The sequence below is a fragment of the Citrobacter sedlakii genome (genome assembly GCF_018128425.1).
Lineage (GTDB): Bacteria > Pseudomonadota > Gammaproteobacteria > Enterobacterales > Enterobacteriaceae > Citrobacter_A > Citrobacter_A sedlakii.
Genome location: NZ_CP071070.1, coordinates 2,342,434 through 2,364,563, shown reverse-complemented (window position 1 = coordinate 2,364,563; position 22,130 = coordinate 2,342,434). Strand labels below are relative to the sequence as shown.

The window sequence follows — 22,130 nt, the reverse complement described above, 5'->3', positions numbered from 1 at the left end:
ATTACGGCTTTTGTTGATTTTGCTCAGCCTTACCAAAAGAGCGCGTCATGCCATGACCATGCTCCCCCGCGCCGCTGACCCTTTTTAACTGTATCACTTGCCCTTTCTCCCAGGCGTTGGCGCCTTGTGCTACCGGATGCGCCACAATATCCCGCCGCTGTTGTTTAATTTCTTGCGTATTGATACCCAGTCGACGGTCCCGATCGGCTAATAGCGCCGGGTCCAACTGCCCGTCGCCGGTAAAGCCCATCATCAACGCGGGGATCCCCATTGGAAGCGTTTTATCGCGATCGGTATGCCATGTATGCCAGGTTTTGCCGTAGGTGTTGACGATTTTGCTCATCAACGCTTTGTCCGCGACGGCGGGAAGACCCGGCGCCACCAGGCTGCCGGACTTCACTTCATACTGATGGCTGTGCCAGAGTTTTTTTTCCTCTGGCGGCAGCGTATTGAATAACCGCTCGCTAATGATGTATTCAACGCCCATCAGACGCGCGTCTTTGGTATTCCCGTCGTAGATCACCGCCTGCATCACTTCATCATTAAGTACAGTGACATAATGATGCGCTTCCATCTGGCCATTTTTATCGCCACTGTAGAAATGGAAGCCATCCAGATAGGCGCTGATGGCCTCGATCGGCGGCCGGGACTGTATCACTTCCGCCCCGGCTTCCAGCGTACGCAGGCTTGCAGACGTTTCTTTTCCGGGTATCGGCGTCTTCGGCGGGGTTGTGTTCGCCCCGCAGGCCGTTAATAACGCAACCGATGCTGCAATGCATAACCCTTTTTTCACTTATGGCCTCCTGAATAATGCGATGCTGCGTCCGGCAAGTTCATAATCCGTTTCATTTTCGATAATCAGTCCCTGTTCAGGGTCATTAGCCGTATTCAGTTCCAATACCCAACCGCCATCCCCCGTTTGCGGGATGCTGAACGGCACGCTACATTCGAAGGGATTCAACAGAAGCAGAACCTCGTGCCAGATCCCGTCTTCGGTCTCGAGATCGGGACGACCGATATACACGCCGAGCGTGGAGCCTTCATCCCACTGTTCCGGCTGCTGTAGCCCGCCCCCGGCATTAAACCACTGGATAACCATGCCATCGCGCCAGTTTTCCCGACGCAGCAACGGCTGCTGTTTCCGCAGTTCAATAAGGTGGCGCGTAAATTCCCGCAATTGTTGCGCCGACTCCGGTAAATTCTCCCAGTGGACCCAGGAAATGTCGCTGTCCTGGCAGTAGCCGTTGTTATTCCCGTTCTGGCTGCGGCCAAACTCATCACCGGCCAGCAGCATCGGCGTACCGTGGGACAGCAGCAGCGTGGCGAGGAAATTACGCTTTTGCTGTTCGCGCGTGGCGTTAATGACGGCATCATCCGTGGGACCTTCCGCGCCATAATTGCATGACCGGTTATCGTTATGTCCGTCGTTATTGTCCTCGCCATTCGCCTCGTTGTGCTTCTCGTTATAGGACACCAGATCGTTCAGGGTGAAACCGTCATGCGCGGTAACAAAATTGACGCTCGCCCATGGCCGCCGCCCTCGCAGGTCATAGAGATCGCCGGAGCCAAGCAGGCGTGCGGCAAAATCGGTAGAAACGTTGTCGCCCTTCCAGTATTCGCGCACCGTATCGCGGTATTTATCATTCCATTCTCCCCACCCTGGCGGGAAACCGCCTACCTGATACCCGCCCGGCCCAATGTCCCAGGGTTCACCGATCAGCTTGAGTTTCGACAGCACCGGATCCTGCATCATCGCGTCAAAGAAGCCGCCGCGCTGATCAAAACCCTCCGGTTCGCGACCGAGGATCGTCCCGAGATCAAAACGGAAACCATCAACGTGCATCGCTTCCGCCCAATAGCGCAGCGAGTCCATCACCATCTGCAGCACGCGGGGATGAGAGGTATTAACGGTATTCCCCGTCCCCGTGTCATTAATATAATAACGATGCTGATCCGCCAGCGTGCGGTAATAGGAGAAGTTATCAATACCCTTAAATGACAGCGTCGGCCCCAGCTCGTTACCTTCCGCGGTGTGGTTATACACCACATCCAGAATGACCTCGATACCCGCATCATGATAGGCGCGCACCATGTCGCGAAAGCCCTGTATGCCGCGCGGACCGTAGTAGCGCGTCGCCGGAGCGAAAAAGCCCAGCGTGTTATATCCCCAGAAGTTTTTCAGACCTTTGTCCAGCAGATGCTGATCGTCCGGAAACCAGTGAACCGGCAGCAGTTCGACGGAGGTAATGCCAAGACTTTTAATGTAATCCACGCTTGCCGCATGGCCCATTCCTTCAAACGTGCCGCGCAATTCTTGCGGTATCGCGGGATTCAGCCAGGTGAAACCTTTGACGTGAGTTTCATAGACAATGGCGCTGGGCCAGGGAATATCCGGGCGACGGTGATCCTGCCAGTCGAACGCATTCGGGTCGACAACCTTACATTTTGGCGTAAACGGGGCGCTGTCGCGGGTGTCAAAGCTAAGATCCTTTTCTTCGCTTTCCAGATCGTAAGCGAAATGCGCCTCATTCCAGGCGATATCCCCCACCAGTTCCCGGGCATAAGGGTCTATCAACAATTTATGGGGATTGAAACGGTGCCCGTTCTCCGGATCAAAAGGCCCGTGAACCCGATAGCCGTACAGCGCCCCGGGTTCCAGACCCGGCACGTAGCCGTGCCAGATCTCATGCGTAAATTCCGGTAAGGTCAGGCGGGCAATTTCGTTTTGTCCGCTCGGGTCATACAGGCACAGTTCTACGCGCTCGGCATGGGCGGAGAAAAGCGCAAAATTAACCCCCTGTCCGTCGTAGTTTGCCCCTAACTGCTGGCTGTGCCCTGCTGTGATATCAAATTGTTTACCTTTTGCTTTTGCCATTATCCATTTTCCCTTTCTGCACCCGTCTGTTCAGACGGGTGTTCGCGTAAAACAGCAATAAGTGGATGACCGGGGAGTTGCGCGACGTCAAGCGTGGCGCCGACATCGACCGTCTCGTGATGAAAGACGTCTTCATACTGACGATTCGCCAGCCGTGCGGGCAACGCGATACGGGTGTCTGCCCACAGCGTGCCGCCAGCAGAGGAGAGTTCGCCCTCTATGCGATGGAATACCCAGCGTGGCGCCACCACCACCAGCGCGTTTTTTTCATCTGCTCTGGCATAAGCAATGACGTGCTCCGCGTTGTCCCCCTCGGCGTCGAGCGGCAGATAGTCGCCCTTGCGAAACAGCGTGGGAAACCTTTGTCGCAGATGCAGCAGGACGGCGGTCACATACTGATTCACCTGACCATTCATCCAACACGCTTCCTGCGTAAATACGCGGCTGTCTGCCTGTGTGAGCTGGCGGGCCAACAGGGCAAAGTCCGGCAGGCGACGATTATCCGGGTCAACCAGACTGAAATTGAGCGCCTCGCTGCCCTGGTAGATATCCGGTACGCCGGGGGCGGTCAGTTTAATTAACGTCTGGGTCAGGCTATTCACCAATCCGGCACGAATAAACGGCTGCAACGCAGCGTGAAAATCCTGCAAAAACAGCGTGTTTTCTGGTGACAGCATATGCCGGGCATAATCCAGAACCGCCGTTTCGTAGGCCTCGTTAGTATCCACCCAGTCCGTCCGCAGCTTGGCTTCGCGTAGCGCTTTTTCCACAAATTCAAGGAATCGCTCCTCAAGCGCCTGCAAACCGTTCGCGTCATCCGGACGGAATACCGCGGGCCATACCCCCGCCAGCGCCTGATAGAGCATCCAGGTATCCGCCGCTTTGGGCGCGGTGCCGTCATTGAGAAACCGGACATGGGTCTGGTTCATTTGCCGCCATCGCGCCAGATGCTCCGCCCAACGCGTCGGCGCCTCGGTCAACGTGTATAACCGGGCGCGGGCGTCTTCGCCGCGTTTGGTGTCGTGAGTCGACGTGCTGGACAGCGCATCCGGCTGTAGCCGCATACGGGACTGCATCTCCTGATGAAAGCGCGTGAGCGAGAAAAAGCGTTGAACGGGCTCTGCGCCAACTTCATTTAGCGCCAGATCCATGTTCTGGCGAAAGAACAGCGTGTCCTCTACCGATTTGGCCATTAGCGGGCCGGTGAGCTGCTGGAAGCGCGTGCGGAAGGTCGCCGCCGTGGTGGTCAGGCAGGCGTCATCGGCACCGACCAACAACCGAGAGAGAAAACCAAGCGCCTGAGCGTCCGGGGCAAACTCACTGGCGCTCAGCTGTGCGGTGACACGTCGCAGCAGCTCGCGATCCGCCGTGCTGAATCCCTGCGCGGTGCCATACGTTCTGTACACCGGAAAGGCAATCAGCAGTTCTCGCAGCGCGCCGCGCAGCGTCTCGTCATCAATATCGACGCGCTGTTGACGGGCCAGTTCGCTTGCCAGTTTCAACAAGCGGGCAAATTCGCCGGCAAAATTACGCTCTATCATCAGGACCCGCGCCTTACGCAGTTCAGCGCGCATATCCACCTGCTGACCGACTGCATCCTGCCAGACGCGTCGGAGATCGCCCAGCGCACGATCGTCCACCAGTACTTCGGCCAGAGCCGCAATAAACTCATAGCCGGTGGTACCCGAAATCGGCCATTCCTGCGGTAATTCCTCCCCGCGGGCAAGAATTTTTTCAACGGTGATATAGCACGCCTCACCGACCTTTTGACGTAAACGCTGAAGATAGGCCTGCGGATCGGCAAGGCCGTCAATATGGTCGATACGCAATCCGTCCACAGCGCCGTTTGCCACCAGTTCAAGGATCAGTTGATGGGTGTCATCAAATACCCGATCGTCCTCCACGCGAACGCCAACCAGTCCAGTGACTTCAAAGAAACGGCGATAGCTCAGATTTGTCGCGGCCTCGCGCCAGGACATCAACCGCCAGGGTTGCCGTTGGTGCAAGTCTGCAATGGCCTGTTTATCGGTCATCGACAGCACATCCGCTTCATTTCCCTGCCAGGTTGACGGATCCAGCGGGTAAAAGGCGTCATAATAGGCCAGTGTCGGTTTACCCGTCTGCGGATCCGCTTTGATGCTAATCTCCCCTTTTTCCAGGACTTTCTCAAAGGTGTCGCCAAGAAACGGTAATGTCAGTCGCTGTGACCAGTCGATATCGAAATGGCTGGCGTAAGCGCTTTTCTCTCCATGTTCAATAACGTCACGCCACCAGCGATTTTCCAGCGAACTGGCCATATGGTTAGGGACGATATCGAGGATCAACCCCATTTGCGCAGCGTGAAGCGCTTGCACCATGCGATCAAATCCTTCCCGCCCGCCGATGGAAGGATCGATCTCATTACAGTCTGTGACGTCATAACCGTGGGTCGAGCCCGCTGTCGCCGTAAAGATTGGCGAGGCATACAAATGGCTGATCCCGAGCTTTTTCAGGTACGGTATCCGTTCGCTAACGGCGTCAAAAGTCATGCCGTTGCGAAACTGAATTCGGTAGGTCGATGAAGGGATCATGGTAAGGTTTCTCCCTGTGCGAATCGGACGACAATGGCATTTGGATTAAGACGCTCGCGGGCTTCCGGCCAGGCGAAAACCGTTTTCCCCGGCATTTCCGGCAGCACCACTGGCACATCGCCAATATTGAACGCCAGCGACAAAACGCCTGTCGGGAAACGCCAGCGCACAGCAACAAAACCGGGGGCAGTCTGCACCACTTCGCCTTCACCGCCGCGTGCGGTTTTCAGCAGCGGAACGATAACGCGCCGGCGTCTGCTCAACAGATCCCGGGTGAAGGTCAGCCACGCTTTTCCTTCTTCATGCTGCATTTTTTGCCAGTCGAGTTTCGCGCGCTGGAACGTCTCAGGCGCATTGGGATCCGGTACGTTTTCGCCTTCATGTCCGGCGTGTCCGGCAAATTCCTTCGCCCTGCCTTCACGCACCGCGCGCGCAAGATCGCCATGGAAATCCGTAAAAAATAAAAAGGGATGCGTTTCGCCGTATTCCTCGCCCATAAACAGCAGCGGAATATGTGGCGACATCAGGAGCGTGGCAAGCAGTACCCGTGTTTTCTCGGCTCCCGCCAGCGTAATCAGCCGTTCGCCCTGCGCACGGTTACCGATCTGATCGTGATTCTGAATAAAATCGACAAAGGTAGTCGGTGGCTGCTGTCGGCTGCTAACGCCGCGCGCTTCTCCGCTAACGGCGGACATTTCCCCTTGCCAGGCGAACCCTTCGCTCAGTGCGCGGGCAACATAGCGTTCGGGCTGAGTGGCGAAGTCGGCGTAATACCCGTGATTTTCCCCGGTCGCCATAACGTGAATGGCGTTATGGAAATCGTCGTTCCACTCACCGGAAAAGAGTGGCGTCGCGCCATCTTCAGAACGCGGATGTAAAAACAAGACATTACGGTTGTCTTCGGTGGTGAGATGTATCGGCCGGTCGCTAATCTCACGACGGATACGTTCGGCTATCTCTACCAGCAGATGCGGTTGCGCGTCATCTTTGATCTGATCGATGGCGTCAAAGCGCAATCCGTCAAGCTGATACTCCACCAGCCAGTACAGCGGCGCGTCAGCAATATAGCGGCGTACCGCGTCGTTTTCATAGGCGATGCCGTTACCCCACGGCGTCATGCGCGCGGCGTCGAAAAAGTTCTCAGATAACAGCGGCAAATAGTTACCTTCCGGCCCAAAGTGGTTGAGCACGATATCAAGAACCACCGACAAACCGTAACCGTGTGCGGCATCAACAAAGGCTTTAAAATCGTCTGGTGAACCGTAGGCGGAATGCGGCGCATACAGCAACGTGCCGTCATAACCCCAGCCGCGTTGACCGCCAAACTGCGAAACCGGCATCAGTTCAATGACGGTAACGCCAAGTTCCGCGAGATACGGAAGTCTGGCGATTGCCGCCTGGAATGTCCCTTCAGGCGTAAAGGCGCCGAGATGCAGCTCATAGAACACCGCTTCTTCCCAGCGACATCCCTGCCAGTCAGTGTGTTGCCAGCAATAGGCCTCGGGATTGACGACGCGCGACGCGCCGTTCACATCGTCACACTGCGCACGCGAGGCCGGATCGGGAATTGCCGTCCCGTCGTTCAATACAAACTGATAAGGCGTTCCCGCCTTGACGCCGTTAACCTGGCACTCAAACCATCCCTCTCCGCTGGCCGTCATTTCGTGGTTTCGATCGTGAATACGGAGATACATCTTTTCCTGACTCGTCGCCCAAATGCGAAAGCGAACGACATCCGCGGCCACAAATTCACACCCCCAACTTCTGATAAAGGATTTTGAACTCATACTGTCGCCCCATTAGACCCGTTTCATCCTCGGGTGAGTTTTATGCAGCAAATACCCCTACCGTTGCTGTATGAAACAGCATACGCAGAACAAGCATAGACCAGCTCTGACGATTGCGAGGTGACAGTGTCACGTATGAAGCGCTTTTTCTGACTCGCGCCCCCCTGAAAAGCGGATCGATAAACGGGGTTTACGCAGGTGTTTGATATTTCTTTCAATGAATAATGACGAACGTTATTTCCTGAAATCAATACGCGAAGAATAGACTAAAATAAATACGTATAAACCATGATGGCTTTTGGTTTTCATTTTCTCTTTTATTCACGCAGGCGCAAAAAGGTTATTCATCTAAAAACAGACTAAAAGAACGGGCTTTTTATTGCTTATGGTGATAACGCCGGATTTTCAGGCTTTGCCTGCAAATTTGTATAAAAATATCCCTTAAGTCATGACACTCTTTCTTTCATATGATGATGCTACATTACAGGTGTGACGTATTATTTAATTCGATCTACTATCCATAAAACTGCGAAGACGCCTGTCCCGTGTCTTTCGCGAACGACCGTAAGGATCTGCCTGATGGAGATGTATCTTAAAAGAATGAAAGACGAATGGGTCGCGTTGATTGAACAAACGGATCCGCATATTCGTAAACTGGCTTCTGAGATTGCGATTCACCACGCGCACACCCTGAGCATCGAGTTTTATCGTATTGTGCTTGCCGACCCACATGCTGAAGAATTTTTAAGTAATGAACAGGTGGAGCGGCAGCTAAAACACGCGCTGGAAAAGTGGATTGTCGATGTGCTCTCCTGCACTAGCGGTGACGTTGATGAGTTAATCAAAGTGCAACATACGGTCGCTGAAGTTCATGCCCGAATCGGGATTCCCGTCGAACTGGTGGAAATGGGTTTTCGGGTTCTGAAAAAATTGCTCTACCCGATCATCATAGACAGTCACCATGAGGCGACTGAGAAACTCCTGATCTACCATTTTTCTATTAACAGCATCGATCTGGCGATGGAAGTCATGTCCCGGGCCTTCTCTTTTAGCGAAAGCAGCGCGGCAAAAGAAGATGAAAACTATCGTATTTTTTCCCTGCTGGAAAATGCCGAAGAAGAAAAAGAGCGCCAGATTGCCTCACTGCTCGCCTGGGAAATGGATATTATCTATAAAATTATGCTCGACGCCGACTTTGGCAACAGTCTGCCGTTGAGTCAGGCGGATTTTGGGTTGTGGTTTAACCATAAAGGGCGTCACTATTTTAGCGGCATCGCTGAAGTGGGCCATATTTCCCGACTGATCCAGGATTTTGACGGCCTGTTTCATCAAACCCGGGGAACCGCAAAAGCGCTGAACAATAAAGCCTCGCGGGTAAAGTTCCTTCTGCAAATCCGCAATACCGTTTCGCAAATCATCACTCTGCTTCGCGAACTGTTTGAAGAAGTTTCGCGCCATGAAGTGGGAATGGATGTATTGACGAAGCTACTCAATCGCCGGTTTCTGCCCACCATTTTTAAACGCGAAATCGCCCACGCCAACCGTGCCGGAACGCCGCTTTCCATTCTGATTATTGATGTGGATAAATTTAAAGAGATTAATGACACCTGGGGACACAATACCGGTGACGAGATCCTGCGGCGCGTTTCCCAGGCCTTCTACGACAACGTGCGCAGCAGTGACTATGTTTTTCGCTACGGCGGCGATGAATTTATTATTGTGCTGACCGAAGCCACCCAGACCGATACCCTGCGCATCGCGGAGCGTATTCGCAGCCGCGTTGAGAAAACCAAAATTAAGTCTCCCGATGGTGAAGCGATCCCGCTTTCGCTTTCCATTGGCGCGGCGATGTTTAACGGCCACCCCGATTATGAACGCTTAATTCAGATTGCTGACGAGGCGTTATACATTGCGAAAAGGCACGGCAGAAACCGTGTTGAACTCTGGAAACCAGGCGCCTGAGTGTTTTCCGGACGCAGAGGTAACACATGAAGCTAACTGACGTTAAAAGCACCGGAGACAGCATTTTCATTCCCGCGCTTGAGCAAAGCATGATGGGCGCCGTGCTGATCAACGACAACGACGAAGTGCTGTTTTTTAATCCGGCGGCGGAAAAGCTGTGGGGGTACAGCCGTGATGAAGTGCTCGGGAAAGGCATTTCGATGCTTATTCCCCGGGATTTGCGCGCGGTGCATCCGGACTATATTCGCCATAACCGCGAAGGCGGGCAGCCGCGCGTCGTCGGCATGAGCCGGGAACTGCTGCTGGAACGCAAAGACGGCAGCAAAGTGTGGACCCGCTTTGCGCTGTCGAAAATTAGCGTGGAGGGCCGGATCTTTTATCTGGCGTTTGCCCGTGACGCCAGCGTCGAAATGGAACAAAAGGAGCAAACGCGTCTGCTGCTGTTAGCCGTCGACCACCTTGATCGTCCCGTTATCGTTCTTGACCATGAGCGGCGCATCGTCCAGTGCAATCGCGCCTTCAGCGAAATGTTCGGATACAACATTCAGGAGGCGTCAGGCCAGTTGCCGGACAGCCTGCTCCACATTCCCGAAACGCCGTCAGATAATCGTCTGCGGCTGCAACAGTTGCTCTGGAAAACCACCCGCGACCAGGACGAGTTCCTGGTCATTACCCGTTCCGGCGAGGAAATCTGGATCAAAGCTTCCATCAGCCCGGTATATGGCAAAGAAACCGATCTGCCCAATCTGGTGATGACCTTCTCTGACGTCACGGAAGAACGGCAAATTCGCCAACTGGAAGGCAATATTCTTGCGGCGATGTGCGCCAGCCCGCCGTTCCAGGAAATGGGAGAAATCATCTGCCGCAATATTGAAGCCGTTCTCAGAGACACCCACGTCTCGCTGTATGCGCTAAAAGATGGCGCCCGGCATTTCTGGGCGTCATCTTCTGGAAAAGCGGCGCGCAAAAACCTCGACGTCTGGTCGCTGACGATCCGCCAGCGCGACGGCTCTCCCGCCGGTACGCTGTTAATTAAAACCGTTAAAGGAAAAGAGACCAGCGCCTTCATCCAGCGGGTTGCCGATATCAGCCAGCATCTGGCCGCGCTGGCGCTTGAGCAGGAAAAAAGCCGACAGCAGATTGAGCATTTGCTGCAGTTTGACCCGTTCACCGGTCTGCCTAATCGTAACCATCTGCATGCTTATCTCGATGAAACCACCCGCGAAGAGCCTCAGCGCTCGCCGGTGGTTTTTCTGATAGGCGTGGATCATTTCCAGGACGTGATAGACAGCCTGGGCTACGCCGTGGCCGACCAGGTGCTATTGCAGATCATCAATAAGATCCGTGAACGGCTAAGACCCGATCAGTACCTCAGCCGAATTGAAGGCACCCAGTTTGTGCTGGTCAGCCATGACAGTGAAATGAGCAACATTACGCACTTCGCCGACGAGCTTATTAGCATTGGTAATGAAGCGACGCTGTTTGACGATAAGCCCTTCCCGTTGACGTTTAGTATTGGCATCAGCTATGAAGCGGGTAAAAACCGTGATTACCTGCTGTCGACGGCGCACAATGCGATGGACTTTATCCGCAAGGCAGGCGGTAACGGCTGGCAATTCTTTGACCCGGAGATGAACCGCGCGGTTAGAGAACGCCTGCGGATGGGCGCAGCGTTAAAAAGCGCCATTGCCAACAACCATCTGCGTCTGGTCTATCAGCCGCAGATTTTCGCCGAAACCGGTGAGCTTTACGGTTTCGAGGCGCTGGCCCGCTGGAGCGATCCGAAGCACGGTAATGTTCCTCCAGGCCGCTTTATTCCGCTGGCGGAAGAAATTGGGGAAATCGAAAACATCGGACGCTGGGTGGTTCGGGAAGCCTGCCGTCAGTTGGCCGAATGGCGCGCGCAGTCGCTGATCATTCCCACCTTATCGGTTAACCTCTCGGCCCTGCATTTTCGCAGCAATCAATTGCCCAACCAGGTGTCGGAAGCGATGCTGGAATTCGCCATACCGGGCGAACAGCTGACGGTGGAAATCACGGAAAGCATGATGATGGAGCAGGATGAAGAGATCCTCAAACGCATCACGGTGCTACGTGATATGGGCGTTGGGCTGTCGGTCGATGATTTTGGCACCGGCTTTTCCGGTCTGTCACGGTTGGTCAGTCTGCCCGTGACCGAGCTGAAAATTGATAAATCGTTTGTTGACCGCTGCCTGACGGAAACACGGATCCAGTCGCTGCTGGAAGCCATTACCCGTATCGGACAAAGTTTAAATCTGGTGGTGATCGCGGAAGGGGTGGAAACCAAAGAACAGTTTGAATTTTTACGTTCGGTCAGATGCCCAGTGATTCAGGGATATTACTTCTCGCGTCCGGTTGCGGCAGAGGAGATCCCAGGGTGGATGAACAGTACGCTTCCCGTCAGCCTCTGATGCGACCCGGCGGCACGTTTTCCGCCGGGCCTAAAGCACTGCCACAGACTTAAGGCAGCGTAAAAGAAGAGACCTGCTTCGCCAGTTGATCCGCCTCGGCTTTCAGGATTTGAGTACGCGCGGCGGCATCGTCAATCAGCGACGCGTTTTGCTGCACGGTTCCGTCCATTTCGGTCACCGCCAGCGTCACCTCCGCCACGCCCTTACGCTGTTCTTCCCCGGCCACACGAATTTCGCCCATCAACTGACGAACCTGACGGACGTGCCCCACCAGCTCCTGTAGCCGATCTCCCGCGTGATGGATTTGCTGGCTGCTGCTGTCAACATGTGAAACCGACTCGTCTATCAGGGCTTTGATCTCCTGAGCCGCCGTTGCGCTACGCTGTGCCAGCGTGCGAACTTCCGAGGCAACGACGGCGAAGCCCCGTCCCGCATCCCCGGCTCTCGCCGCTTCCACCGCCGCATTGAGCGCCAGAATATTGGTCTGGAAAGCGATACTGTCGATTACCGACACAATTTCTACCATCCGCCCGGACGACGCGCTGACGTTATCCATAGTGGAAATCACCTCGTGCATCACATCGCCACAGCGGTTGGCGGTCTGCGCGGTATTTTCCGAAAGCTCATCCGCCAGTGCGGTATTGGCGGCATTCTGCTGTACCGTGGCGTTAAGCTGCTCCATTGCGGCAGCGCTCTCTTCCAGCGCCGCCGCCTGTTGCGTGACGCGGGTGGACAGTTCGGTGTTGCTGTCAGCGAGGCTTGTGGCTGTACTGGCGACCACTTCGCTGCTTCCGCGTACCGTGACCAGGATTGCGGCGATTTTATCGACAAAGAGATTAAAGGCTTCAGCGATAGCCGAAATCTCGTCTTTACCTTTTACCGCCAGACGACGCGTAAGATCGCCTTCCCCTTGCGCAATATCATCCAGCGCTTTGCGGGTATCATCCAGACGGGCAATCAACCGGCGCACCAGCAGCCACGCGCCCAACAGCAGCAACGCCATCAGCGGGATCAATACCACCAGAACGTCACGCATCATTTCCTTTGCCAGCCCGACAATACGTGCTTCTGGCGTAACCAGTCCGACCACCCAGCCGGTATCCGCCATTGGAAACAGCATGACCCGCGAAGCGGCGTTCAGAATGCCGTCGTGCTCCAGCGCGACGGACGCAGTGCTGGTCTTCGCTACGCTGAGCGTGCGTAACTGGCTGGCGACAGGCGCGAGCCATGGCGAGGCGTTGACCAGCTCACTGACGGTTTTAAATTGTTGCTGCTCGATTGGTGGGAAATAGAGGATCTGCCCCTGCTTATCCACCACAAAGGCGTAACCACCGGTGTGACCGCCCTCTTTCTGCATAAAGCGGGCGACGTTATCAAGGCGTATATCCGTGGTGGCAACCCCGGCGAACTGACCCGACAGCAGATAAGGCACACTGCAGGTCACCATGTTAATCCCGGAAATGGCGTCCTGATAAACGTCAGACCACAGGCAGTTTTCCGCAGACCGTCCTTTCGCCTGTTGATACCAGCTTTCGTTATGGTAACCATTACCGGTAGCAGCGTTATATTCATCCGAATACACCAGCTTATTATCGGTATTACGCGCCCAGAAAAAACTGCGTCGCTCCAGGCCAGGCGTAAAAGCGTTCGGCTCCGGCCAGATACCGCCTCCGGTAATAATGCTGTCGCTGTCGATGCCCAGTAACTGCGGAGCAACGGTGCGATACAGTGTTTCATCATTGGGCAAGACCTCTGCCAGACGCGCCAGGCTGACAGTTTCCCCCTCTACCCGTGACAGGACGGTACTGAGCTGGCGCGTCAGGCCATGTCCTGTCTGCTCTATTAGCGCAGTGTTAATCTCCACAACGCGAGGCTGACCTCGCCAGAGCATAATCACCACAATCACCAGCGTCGTAACAATCAGCAGCACGATCCCGCCGAGCGTCAGGCGCGTGGAAATACGTGACGGATACCAGTCCATACAAACTTCCTTATCATTCAGGCTAATTTGTATTCAGTATCGGCACGCCGGAGAAGAGCTTTATTATTTATTTCCGGGATGAAGATGATTGATATGTGACGTTGTCACAAATAACAAAACCCAGCACTCTGGCTGGGTTTAAATAACGACTTAGATTTATTTGCTTAATTCTTTTTTGATTTCGTCTTTGATTTTTGTTAATTCGCTCTGAGGATGTTTTTTGCATATTTCGACAGCAAGCGGCACCGCCGTGGTAACGGTTTCGTCAAAGGTCACGTAATCCCCGCCTTTAAAATCTTCATCTTCGTTCAATACCCAGAAAGCTACGGGCGCCATGGTTTGCGGGTTCAGGTCAACAAACTCCTGGCAGCTCATCCCCCTGGGGGTAACGTCTGTTTTTGTGTTACTGGTCGCCGCATTGACGCTGAGACTGGTTAACAGCGCTGCCGCTAAAATACCTGCTGTCGCGAAGGAAAATGTGTTCATTATTCTTACTCCATTTATGAGATCAATAATCTCTACATGCGCGCTTAAACCGTTAATGTAGAACGAAAGAAATAATACCCTTCACGAACATGAAATAAATATGCGCTCTGATGTTATGGCTATTTTTTATATTTTTGGATGCTAATCCTGCTGTTTGCAAAGAGGCGGCTCTCCGTGAACTACCCCGCCGGGCAACCGGGACTAACCTGACGCTTAACTATATGCCTTCTTCAACGTATCTAACAATGCCTGGGCGGCGGTAGAGAGCTTATGATGGGCCGATCGCAGCACGCCCACTCTGCGTTCGATCACCGGACCGTCCAGTTCCAGGCACACCGCGCCAAGCTCGGTCATCTGCGTACGGCAGAGCGCGGGCACCGCGCTACCGCCGAGGCCGTTTGCCACCAGACGCCCCACGGTAACCAGTTGATGACTTTCCAGCGCCACCTCCAGCGGGCGGCCGCTTTGCGCCAGTTGTTCTTCCAGCATCAGACGCACAGCCGAAGGACGCTGGAGAGCGATAAAATCCAGGCTCAACAGCTCGCGCCAGCAAAGCCGTTCCCGCGTCGCGAGACGGGAATCCGGCGGGACTATCGCCACAAAGCGGTCCAGACCGAGCGGGGTAAAGTGCAGATGCCCGGAATAATCCGGTTCGAAGGCAATCCCCATTTCCACCCGCCCTTCACTCACCATTTCAATCACCTGTTCATTGATCACATCATGAACGGTAACGTTGATCCCGGCGTAGCGGTCACGAAAGGCTTTCAGCACCGGCGGCAGGACGTTCGCCGCAAAGGACGGCATCGCCGCTACCGACACTTTTCCCCGCTGGAGTGTAAAGCGCTGGCGCATGGCTTCTTCAGTGTTATCCCAGTCGGCAATAAGCTGACGCGCCATCGTCAGCAACGTTTCCCCTTCCTGGGTCAGCGTGACTCTCCGCGTGGTTCGCAACAGTAATGGTCCCCCCAGCGATTCCTCCAGACCTTTGATCGTCAAACTTAGCGCGGGCTGGGATATATTCAGCCGTTCGCTGGCGTGGGCGAAATTCAGAGTGTGAGCTACCGCTAAAAATGCGCGTAACTGTTTGATGCTCATTCTCATTTTGCGCCCCATTAACTGTTTGAATACATTTAATTAACATCAAATTGATAAAAAAACCAAATGAGTGAGTCACAAATTTAAAATTAACAAATCATTTTCCGCCCCTAATGATGTCGGCAAGGACAACTGGAGGGGCAATGATATGTCTGGACTGGATAAACGCGTCGCTACGTATCAAGAGGCGCTGGACGGGATCACCGACAACATGACGCTGCTGGCGGGCGGCTTTGGACTCTGTGGTATACCGGAAAACCTGATTGCCGAGGTTCGCCGTCGCGGGGTTCAGGGACTGACAGTGGTGTCAAACAATTGCGGCGTCGATGGCTTCGGTCTGGGCGTACTGCTGGAAACACGCCAGGTACGCAAAGTGGTGGCCTCTTATGTCGGTGAAAACGCCCTCTTTGAACAACAGGTACTGAGCGGCGAACTGGAAGCGACGCTGACGCCCCAGGGCACGCTTGCGGAACAGTTACGCGCAGGCGGCGCGGGGATCCCTGCTTTCTTCACCGCCACCGGTTACGGTACGCCAGTGGCCGAGGGTAAAGAAGTGCGGGAGTTCAACGGTCGCCCGTACATTATGGAACGCGCGATTACCGGTGATTTCGCGCTGGTTAAAGGCTGGAAGGCCGACTGGTACGGTAACGTTATCTATCGCCATACCGCGCAGAATTTCAATCCGCTAATGGCTGCCGCCGGACGCATCACAGTCGTCGAAGTCGAAGAAATCGTCCCCCCTGGCGAACTGGATCCTGCCGCTATTCATACCCCTGGCATCTTCGTCGATCGCCTGATTCAGGGCCATTTCGAAAAACGCATTGAGCAACGCACATTACGCCGCTAAGGAGACAGAACATGTTAACCCGCGAACAAATGGCTATGCGCGTCGCCCGGGAACTGCGCGACGGCTATTACGTCAACCTGGGGATTGGCATCCCCACCCTTGTCGCCAACTACATCCCCGAGGGCATGGACGTGATGCTGCAATCGGAAAATGGACTGCTGGGAATGGGGGCGTTCCCGACGGAGGACGAACTGGATGCCGATATGATCAACGCCGGAAAACAGACCGTCACCGCACGCAAGGGCGCGGCGATTTTCGACTCAGCGCAGTCGTTCGCCATGATCCGCGGCGGACACGTTGACCTGACCGTGCTGGGCGCGTTTGAAGTTGACGTTAACGGCAACATCGCCTCGTGGATGATCCCCGGCAAGATGGTGAAAGGGATGGGCGGCGCGATGGATCTGGTCGCGGGGGCGGAAAACATCATCGTGGTCATGACCCACGCGTCTAAAAGCGGCGAATCCAAGCTGCTTCCGGCCTGCACATTACCGCTCACCGGCGTGAGTTGTATCAAACGTGTCCTCACCGACCTGGCGCTGCTGGACATTGCCGATGGCCGCTTCATCCTGCGCGAACGTGCGCCAGGCGTGAGCGTCGAGGAGATCGTCGCGAAAACCGCTGGCAAGCTGGTTGTGGCGGAAAACGTGCCTGAAATGCAGTTCACCTGAGGAGATGACCATGCAGGATGTTGTTATCGTTGCGGCCACCCGCACGCCCATTGGCAGCTTTCACGGCGCTTTAGCCCCGCTTCCGGCGGTAGAACTCGGCGCGTGCGTCATTCGCGCATTGCTGGAGAAAACCGCCCTGCCAGCCGATGCGATCGACGAAGTTATTTTCGGGCAGGTACTGACCGCAGGCTGTGGACAAAACCCGGCGCGGCAAACAGCCCTCCGCGCCGGACTGCCGGTCACGACGCCGGCGGTGACGCTGAATCTGGTTTGTGGATCGGGATTAAAAGCGGTGCTGCAAGCGGCTCAGGCCATTCGCTGCGGTGATGCGGAGATTGTTATTGCAGGCGGACAGGAAAGTATGAGCAACGCCCCCTACCTTCTGGACGGCGCACGGACGGGTCTGCGCCTCGGCCACGCCAGCATGAAGGACAGCGTGGTACATGACGGCCTTTGGGACGCGTTTAATGACTACCACATGGGCATCACTGCCGAGAATCTGGCAGTGAGGTTTGTCATTAGCCGTGAGCAACAGGATGCGTTTGCCCTTCGCTCACAGCGAAAAGCGACGCTGGCGCTCGAGGCTGGTTACTTTAGCGCCGAAATCACACCGCTAAACGTTCCGCAGGGTAAGAAACCGCCGCGACGGGTTGAGCGAGACGAACAGCCGCGTGCGGACACACAGGCTGAGAAACTGGCCCAATTAAAACCGGCCTTTCGTCCGGGAGACGGGACGGTTACCGCCGGGAACGCCTCGTCGATTAACGATGGCGCCGCCGCCGTGATGCTGATGAGCGCCAGCCGCGCCGCGGCGCTGAATTTACCGGCGCTGGCGCGCATTGCTGGCTACGCCGTTTCTGGCGTCGATCCGGCGGTCATGGGGATCGGTCCTGTTGAAGCCTCGCAGCAATGCCTGCAACGCGCGGGCTGGACGCTGGCGCAAGTCGATCTGATCGAAGCGAACGAGGCCTTTGCCGCACAGGCGCTGGCGGTCGGTCAGGCACTCGACTGGGACGAAAGCAAAGTTAACGTTAACGGCGGCGCTATCGCGCTCGGTCATCCGATTGGCGCGTCCGGCTGCCGCATTCTGGTCACACTGCTGCACGAGATGGCGCGACGCAACGTCGACAAAGGACTCGCAACCTTGTGCGTCGGCGGTGGTCAGGGTGTGGCGCTGGCGGTGGAACGCACCAGAGGTAATCGCCATGCAAACTAACCGTTTCGCTGTCCTGGGCGCAGGGCTGATGGGCGTAGGTATCGCCTGCCATTTTGCCCGTTTCGGGCATGAGATTTGGCTGTACGACACCGACAGAGCACGTACTGCGGAAATAACGTCCGTTGCTGGCGAGATCCTGGAGGAATTGATCGCGGCCGGGCAGTTTTCCGCGGCAGATAAAGCCACTGTCCTGTCCCGGCTGCAGGGGACCACATCGCTTGCCGATATTGCCGCTTCATCGCTGCTGATCGAAGCCATTCCCGAGCGCCTTGAACTTAAGCACGCGCTGTATGCGCAGCTGGAGCAGGTTATCGATCCGCAGGCCATCATCGCCAGCAACACCAGCGGGTTGCCGCCGGACGCGCTGGCGGAAAAGCTTCGCCATCCACAGCGCTTATTGATCGCCCACTTCTGGCATCCGCCGCATTTTATCCCGCTGGTTGAGATTGTACCGGGCAGCGCAACTGCGCCACGGTATATGCAGGAGGTTCAGGCGCTGCTAAGCGGTATGCAACTGGAAGCCGTGATCCTCGATCGCGCCGCGCCGGGCTTTGTCGGCAACCGTCTGCAGTTTGCGCTGTTGCGCGAAGCGCTGCATATCGTCAAAAGCGGCATCGCCAGCCCGGACGTGGTGGATCGGGTGATGCGCGCCTCATTGGGTCGACGTTATGGCATGGTCGGCCCGCTGGAAGCGGCGGACATGACCGGACTCAACACCGTTCAGGATATCTGCCGCCATCTGCTGCCGGAACTGGCCAGCGGCAGCGACATGATGTCGCTGGTCGCGGACATCGTCGCCAACGGTGACACCGGGATGCGCAGCGGCCAGGGGTTTTACCGTTGGGACGAGACGCGAAAAGACAGTATCCGCGAACGCAGACGGCATCAGCTGCGTTTTGCCCTGAAACCGTAACTTCTCTTTCTGTACCCCACTATAACAACGATACCGAGGAGTCATGATGAGTGTGTTAATTGCCCTGGCCGCGTTGGGTCTGCTGATGCTGGCAGCCTATCGCGGTTACAGCGTTATCCTGTTTGCGCCTATCGCGGCAATAGGGGCGGTCTTACTGACCGAGCCTGCCGCTGTCGGCCCTGCCTTTACGGGCCTGTTTATGGAAAAGATGGTTGGCTTTGTAAAGCTGTATTTCCCCGTTTTCTTACTGGGGGCGGTGTTTGGCAAGCTGATTGAACTGTCCGGTTTTTCGCGTTCAATCGTTGCCGCGGCGATCAATCTGCTTGGACGGCGTCATGCGATCCCGGTGATTGTGCTGGTCTGCGCCCTGCTGACCTACGGCGGCGTGTCGCTGTTTGTGGTGGCTTTCGCCGTGTATCCTTTTGCCGCCGAACTGTTTCGCCAGAGCCAGATACCCAAGCGACTGATCCCCGCGACGGTGGCGCTGGGCGCATTCTCTTTCACCATGGACGCGCTGCCGGGAACGCCGCAGATCCAGAACATCATTCCGACCAGCTTTTTTGGCACCAATGCCTGGGCCGCGCCGTGGCTTGGGTTGATCGGCTCGCTGTTCATCATTTTTGTCGGGCTTTTGTACCTTGAACGCCAGCGGCGAAAAGCGTTAGCCAGGAATGAAGGTTATGGTACCGAGCTGCAAAACGAACCGGAAACACCGGACAATATCAATTTGCCCAATCCCTTCGTCGCCATTTCACCGCTGATCCTGGTGGGCGTGCTCAATCTGCTGTTTACCCGCTGGATCCCGGTCTGGTACGGCAGCACTCACCAGCTTGACCTGCCCGGACTGGCTACGCCGGTGACGACCGAAATCAGCAAGATAACCGCCATCTGGGCCGTTGAGGCGGCGCTGGTCTCAGGGATCCTGATGGTGGTGATTTTCGGCTATCGCAATATACAGGGGCGTCTGGCGGAAGGCAGCCGAACCGCAGTAGGCGGCGCGATCCTGGCGGCCATGAACACCGCGTCCGAATACGGTTTTGGCGCGGTGATCGCCGCCCTTCCCGGTTTTCTGGTGCTGTCTAACGCGCTGGCGGCTATCCCCGATCCGCTGTTGAATGAGGCAATCAGCATCACCACCCTCGCCGGGATCACCGGTTCCGCTTCCGGCGGGATGAGTATTGCGCTGGCGGCGATGTCAGATACCTTTATTGCGGCGGCAAACGCCGCCAACATTCCGCTGGAAGTGCTTCACCGCGTGGCGTCAATGGCCAGCGGCGGAATGGACACCCTGCCGCACAATGGCGCGGTCATTACCCTGCTCGCCATTACCGGGCTGAGCCACCGTCAGGCCTACGGCGGGATATTCGCTATTACGATCATCAAAAGCCTGGCGGTACTGTTTGTGATTGGTGTGTTCTATACCACCGGAATTGTCTGAGGAGAATGCGATGACTTTGAACGGAAAAACGGCGCTGATTACCGGCTCCACCAGCGGCATCGGGTTGGGCATTGCGCAGAGCCTGGCAAAAGCCGGCGCGCGGATTATCCTGAACGGCTTTGGTGACGTTGAGGCCGCCAAAGACGCCTGTGGCGTCAGCGCGGGCTACCACGGCGCAGATCTCAGCGATGCCGGACAAATTGAAGAGATGATGCGCTACGCCGAACGGGAATTCGGCGGCGTGGATATCCTGATTAACAACGCCGGGATCCAGCACGTCTCGCCGATTGAACATTTTCCCGTCGAGAAGTGGAATGCGTTTCTCGCCATTAACCTCTCCTCGGTTTTTCACACCACGCGTCTGGCGTTACCCTCTATGCGCGCCCAAAACTGGGGCCGCATCATCAATATCGCCTCGGTGCATGGGCTGGTGGCCTCAAAAGACAAAGCGGCCTACGTCGCGGCCAAGCACGGCGTGGTGGGGTTCACAAAGACCACCGCTCTGGAAACCGCGCAGACCGGCATAACCTGTAACGCGCTCTGTCCAGGATGGGTGCTGACTCCGCTGGTACAACAGCAGATCGACAAACGCATCGCGGAAGGCGCAGACCCCAGTGACGCGCGGGAAGCGTTATTAGCGGAAAAACAACCCTCGCGGGCGTTTGTCACACCTGAGCAATTAGGGGAACTGGTTCTGTTTTTGTGTTCCGAAGGCGCGGCCCAGGTTCGCGGCGCGGCGTGGAATATGGATGGAGGGTGGGTGGCGCAGTAATGCGGTTTGGCGTCGCCCGGAGACGTTTTGTTTACCGGGTGACGCCCCGTCACCCGGTCACAGGGCTTATCAGGCTTTCAGCTGATAATCGAGGGTGATTTCCGCTTTCAGCACCTGAGATACCGGGCATCCCGCTTTGGCTTTCTGGATAATGCCGTCAAAAGTTTCCGCATCAATCCCTGGCACGCGCACTTCGCTGTGCAACGCGATTTTGGTAATTGCAAACCCGTTATCCACTTTGTCCAGTGACACATCGGCAGTGGTATCAATCGCCTCCGGCGTAAAGCCCGCTTCACCCAGCATCAACGAAAGCGCCATAGAAAAGCACGCCGCATGCGCCGCGCCAATCAGCTCCTCCGGATTCGTGCCCTTTTCGCCTTCAAAACGGGTATTGAAGCCATAAGGCTGTTGATTCAGGACACCGCTTTCGGTAGAAACAGTGCCTTTTCCACGTTTAATGTCGCCTTCCCAGTGTGCCTGACCTTTTTTATGGATTGTCATTGCTGCTCTCCTGTTGGCTCAAAAATGCAAGTATAGACCATGGCTGGCAGGTCTGATGGACTATTCAATAAAATTCAGAATACGATTAAAATGAAAAATAACGCTTGCCTCAATACCCTATAGATTATATTTACAGGCATATTAAATATATATTAAAGCGTGATGAACGCGAATTAAAAACCTTTTAAATACCGACAAATCAGAGAGTTAAAATAGTTTTATTATCTTCCAGGACTTTTCTGAGCTACAGCGATAAAAATATTTGCCATTCTGAATGTGAATTAAATTTCTGCGAGCCGTACTTATAAATACACCGACACGGAGGCATCCTATGTTTACTTATTACTCAGCAAATACCTCAAACGCACAACCGGCTTTGGTTCATGCTATTGAGCAAGGTCTCCGCGCAGAACATGGCGCTGTCACCGAAGATGACATTTTAATGGAACTGACCAAATGGGTGGAAGCCACCGACAATGACATCCTCAGTGACATCTACCAGCAAACGATCAATTATGTGGTCAGCGGCCAGCACGCTTCTGCATAAGGTGCTATGCTGATACCGCAACCTAAGGGGTTACGTTTCT

The 22,130-nt window shown here is 55.4% G+C and carries 17 protein-coding genes; 9 read left to right on the top strand and 8 right to left on the bottom strand.

The features are described from left to right. Window position 1: 1 nt before the first annotated feature. Genes JY391_RS11245 through treZ form a run of 4 tightly spaced genes read right to left on the bottom strand, consistent with a single transcriptional unit; the run spans window position 2 to window position 7,232 of the window. On the bottom strand, window positions 2–793 hold the full coding sequence (locus tag JY391_RS11245) for an OBAP family protein (RefSeq protein ID WP_042282999.1): 792 nt from the start codon (window positions 791–793) through the stop codon (window positions 2–4). Then, on the bottom strand, window positions 794–2,875 hold the full coding sequence (gene glgX, locus JY391_RS11240; RefSeq protein WP_181823178.1) for a glycogen debranching protein GlgX: 2,082 nt from the start codon (window positions 2,873–2,875) through the stop codon (window positions 794–796). After that, window positions 2,875–5,445 (bottom strand): malto-oligosyltrehalose synthase, encoded by a 2,571-nt coding sequence (gene treY / locus JY391_RS11235; protein ID WP_211935753.1) that lies wholly within the window; start codon window positions 5,443–5,445, stop codon window positions 2,875–2,877. The genes glgX and treY overlap by 1 nt, the downstream gene beginning before the upstream one ends. Further along, complete coding sequence (gene treZ, locus JY391_RS11230) at window positions 5,442–7,232, bottom strand: malto-oligosyltrehalose trehalohydrolase (RefSeq protein WP_211935752.1); 1,791 nt, start codon at window positions 7,230–7,232, stop codon at window positions 5,442–5,444. Before treZ ends, treY begins: the two co-directional genes overlap by 4 nt. A gap of 579 nt (window positions 7,233–7,811) precedes the next feature. Between treZ and JY391_RS11225 the strand changes: the two genes are divergently transcribed. Together JY391_RS11225 and dosP are read left to right on the top strand one after the other, a co-directional pair. Further along, a complete protein-coding gene (locus JY391_RS11225; protein WP_211935751.1) occupies window positions 7,812–9,194 on the top strand; it encodes a diguanylate cyclase in 1,383 nt (460 codons plus the stop codon). 26 nt (window positions 9,195–9,220) lie between these two features. Further along, window positions 9,221–11,626, top strand: coding sequence for an oxygen-sensing cyclic-di-GMP phosphodiesterase DosP (dosP, locus tag JY391_RS11220; protein WP_211935750.1), 2,406 nt, complete (start codon window positions 9,221–9,223; stop codon window positions 11,624–11,626). A gap of 49 nt (window positions 11,627–11,675) precedes the next feature. On the opposite strand, the gene JY391_RS11215 is transcribed toward dosP, so the two are convergent. The 3 genes from JY391_RS11215 to JY391_RS11205 all read right to left on the bottom strand — a co-directional run bounded on the left by JY391_RS11215 (window position 11,676) and on the right by JY391_RS11205 (window position 15,194). Beyond that, window positions 11,676–13,607, bottom strand: a complete 1,932-nt coding sequence (locus JY391_RS11215) for a methyl-accepting chemotaxis protein (protein ID WP_211935749.1) — start codon at window positions 13,605–13,607, stop codon at window positions 11,676–11,678. 156 nt (window positions 13,608–13,763) lie between these two features. Then, window positions 13,764–14,093 carry an acid-activated periplasmic chaperone HdeB gene (hdeB, locus tag JY391_RS11210; RefSeq protein WP_042283018.1) on the bottom strand — a complete coding sequence of 110 codons (330 nt, stop codon included), beginning with the start codon at window positions 14,091–14,093 and terminating at the stop codon, window positions 13,764–13,766. A 213-nt stretch (window positions 14,094–14,306) separates the two neighbouring features. Next, window positions 14,307–15,194, bottom strand: coding sequence for a LysR family transcriptional regulator (locus JY391_RS11205; RefSeq protein ID WP_042283020.1), 888 nt, complete (start codon window positions 15,192–15,194; stop codon window positions 14,307–14,309). A gap of 142 nt (window positions 15,195–15,336) precedes the next feature. On the opposite strand from JY391_RS11205, the gene JY391_RS11200 reads away from it, so the two are divergent. Genes JY391_RS11200 through JY391_RS11175 form a run of 6 tightly spaced genes read left to right on the top strand, consistent with a single transcriptional unit; the run spans window position 15,337 to window position 21,042 of the window. Beyond that, the gene (locus tag JY391_RS11200; protein WP_060569776.1) at window positions 15,337–16,035 is read left to right on the top strand and encodes a CoA transferase subunit A; all 699 of its coding nucleotides are present in this window, start codon (window positions 15,337–15,339) and stop codon (window positions 16,033–16,035) included. 11 nt (window positions 16,036–16,046) lie between these two features. After that, on the top strand, window positions 16,047–16,703 hold the full coding sequence (locus tag JY391_RS11195; RefSeq protein WP_042283025.1) for a CoA transferase subunit B: 657 nt from the start codon (window positions 16,047–16,049) through the stop codon (window positions 16,701–16,703). 10 nt (window positions 16,704–16,713) lie between these two features. Beyond that, window positions 16,714–17,919 (top strand): acetyl-CoA C-acetyltransferase, encoded by a 1,206-nt coding sequence (locus JY391_RS11190; RefSeq protein WP_211935748.1) that lies wholly within the window; start codon window positions 16,714–16,716, stop codon window positions 17,917–17,919. Then, window positions 17,909–18,832, top strand: a complete 924-nt coding sequence (locus JY391_RS11185) for a 3-hydroxyacyl-CoA dehydrogenase family protein (RefSeq protein ID WP_200033244.1) — start codon at window positions 17,909–17,911, stop codon at window positions 18,830–18,832. The genes JY391_RS11190 and JY391_RS11185 overlap by 11 nt, the downstream gene beginning before the upstream one ends. A 43-nt stretch (window positions 18,833–18,875) precedes the next feature. Next, window positions 18,876–20,270: a GntP family permease gene (locus JY391_RS11180; protein ID WP_211935747.1), complete on the top strand. Its 1,395-nt coding sequence runs from the start codon at window positions 18,876–18,878 to the stop codon at window positions 20,268–20,270. A 10-nt stretch (window positions 20,271–20,280) separates the two neighbouring features. Further along, window positions 20,281–21,042, top strand: a complete 762-nt coding sequence (locus tag JY391_RS11175; RefSeq protein ID WP_211935746.1) for a 3-hydroxybutyrate dehydrogenase — start codon at window positions 20,281–20,283, stop codon at window positions 21,040–21,042. 69 nt (window positions 21,043–21,111) lie between these two features. On the opposite strand, the gene osmC is transcribed toward JY391_RS11175, so the two are convergent. After that, window positions 21,112–21,543, bottom strand: a complete 432-nt coding sequence (gene osmC / locus JY391_RS11170) for a peroxiredoxin OsmC (protein ID WP_060569779.1) — start codon at window positions 21,541–21,543, stop codon at window positions 21,112–21,114. Window positions 21,544–21,874: 331 nt separating this feature from the next. Between osmC and bdm the strand changes: the two genes are divergently transcribed. Then, window positions 21,875–22,090, top strand: a complete 216-nt coding sequence (gene bdm, locus JY391_RS11165) for a biofilm-dependent modulation protein (RefSeq protein WP_042283038.1) — start codon at window positions 21,875–21,877, stop codon at window positions 22,088–22,090. Window positions 22,091–22,130: the final 40 nt, after the last annotated feature.

Excerpts from the sequence above, each read along its gene's own strand:
- glgX (WP_181823178.1), bottom strand. The coding sequence starts at position 2,875 with ATGGCAAAAGCAAAAGGTAAACAATTTGATATCACAGCAGGGCACAGC.
- treY (WP_211935753.1), bottom strand. The coding sequence starts at position 5,445 with ATGATCCCTTCATCGACCTACCGAATTCAGTTTCGCAACGGCATGACT.
- treZ (WP_211935752.1), bottom strand. The coding sequence starts at position 7,232 with ATGAGTTCAAAATCCTTTATCAGAAGTTGGGGGTGTGAATTTGTGGCC.
- JY391_RS11225 (WP_211935751.1), top strand. The coding sequence starts at position 7,812 with ATGGAGATGTATCTTAAAAGAATGAAAGACGAATGGGTCGCGTTGATT.
- dosP (WP_211935750.1), top strand. The coding sequence starts at position 9,221 with ATGAAGCTAACTGACGTTAAAAGCACCGGAGACAGCATTTTCATTCCC.
- JY391_RS11215 (WP_211935749.1), bottom strand. The coding sequence starts at position 13,607 with ATGGACTGGTATCCGTCACGTATTTCCACGCGCCTGACGCTCGGCGGG.
- hdeB (WP_042283018.1), bottom strand. The coding sequence starts at position 14,093 with ATGAACACATTTTCCTTCGCGACAGCAGGTATTTTAGCGGCAGCGCTG.
- JY391_RS11205 (WP_042283020.1), bottom strand. The coding sequence starts at position 15,194 with ATGAGAATGAGCATCAAACAGTTACGCGCATTTTTAGCGGTAGCTCAC.
- JY391_RS11200 (WP_060569776.1), top strand. The coding sequence starts at position 15,337 with ATGTCTGGACTGGATAAACGCGTCGCTACGTATCAAGAGGCGCTGGAC.
- JY391_RS11195 (WP_042283025.1), top strand. The coding sequence starts at position 16,047 with ATGTTAACCCGCGAACAAATGGCTATGCGCGTCGCCCGGGAACTGCGC.
- JY391_RS11190 (WP_211935748.1), top strand. The coding sequence starts at position 16,714 with ATGCAGGATGTTGTTATCGTTGCGGCCACCCGCACGCCCATTGGCAGC.
- JY391_RS11185 (WP_200033244.1), top strand. The coding sequence starts at position 17,909 with ATGCAAACTAACCGTTTCGCTGTCCTGGGCGCAGGGCTGATGGGCGTA.
- JY391_RS11180 (WP_211935747.1), top strand. The coding sequence starts at position 18,876 with ATGATGAGTGTGTTAATTGCCCTGGCCGCGTTGGGTCTGCTGATGCTG.
- JY391_RS11175 (WP_211935746.1), top strand. The coding sequence starts at position 20,281 with ATGACTTTGAACGGAAAAACGGCGCTGATTACCGGCTCCACCAGCGGC.
- osmC (WP_060569779.1), bottom strand. The coding sequence starts at position 21,543 with ATGACAATCCATAAAAAAGGTCAGGCACACTGGGAAGGCGACATTAAA.
- bdm (WP_042283038.1), top strand. The coding sequence starts at position 21,875 with ATGTTTACTTATTACTCAGCAAATACCTCAAACGCACAACCGGCTTTG.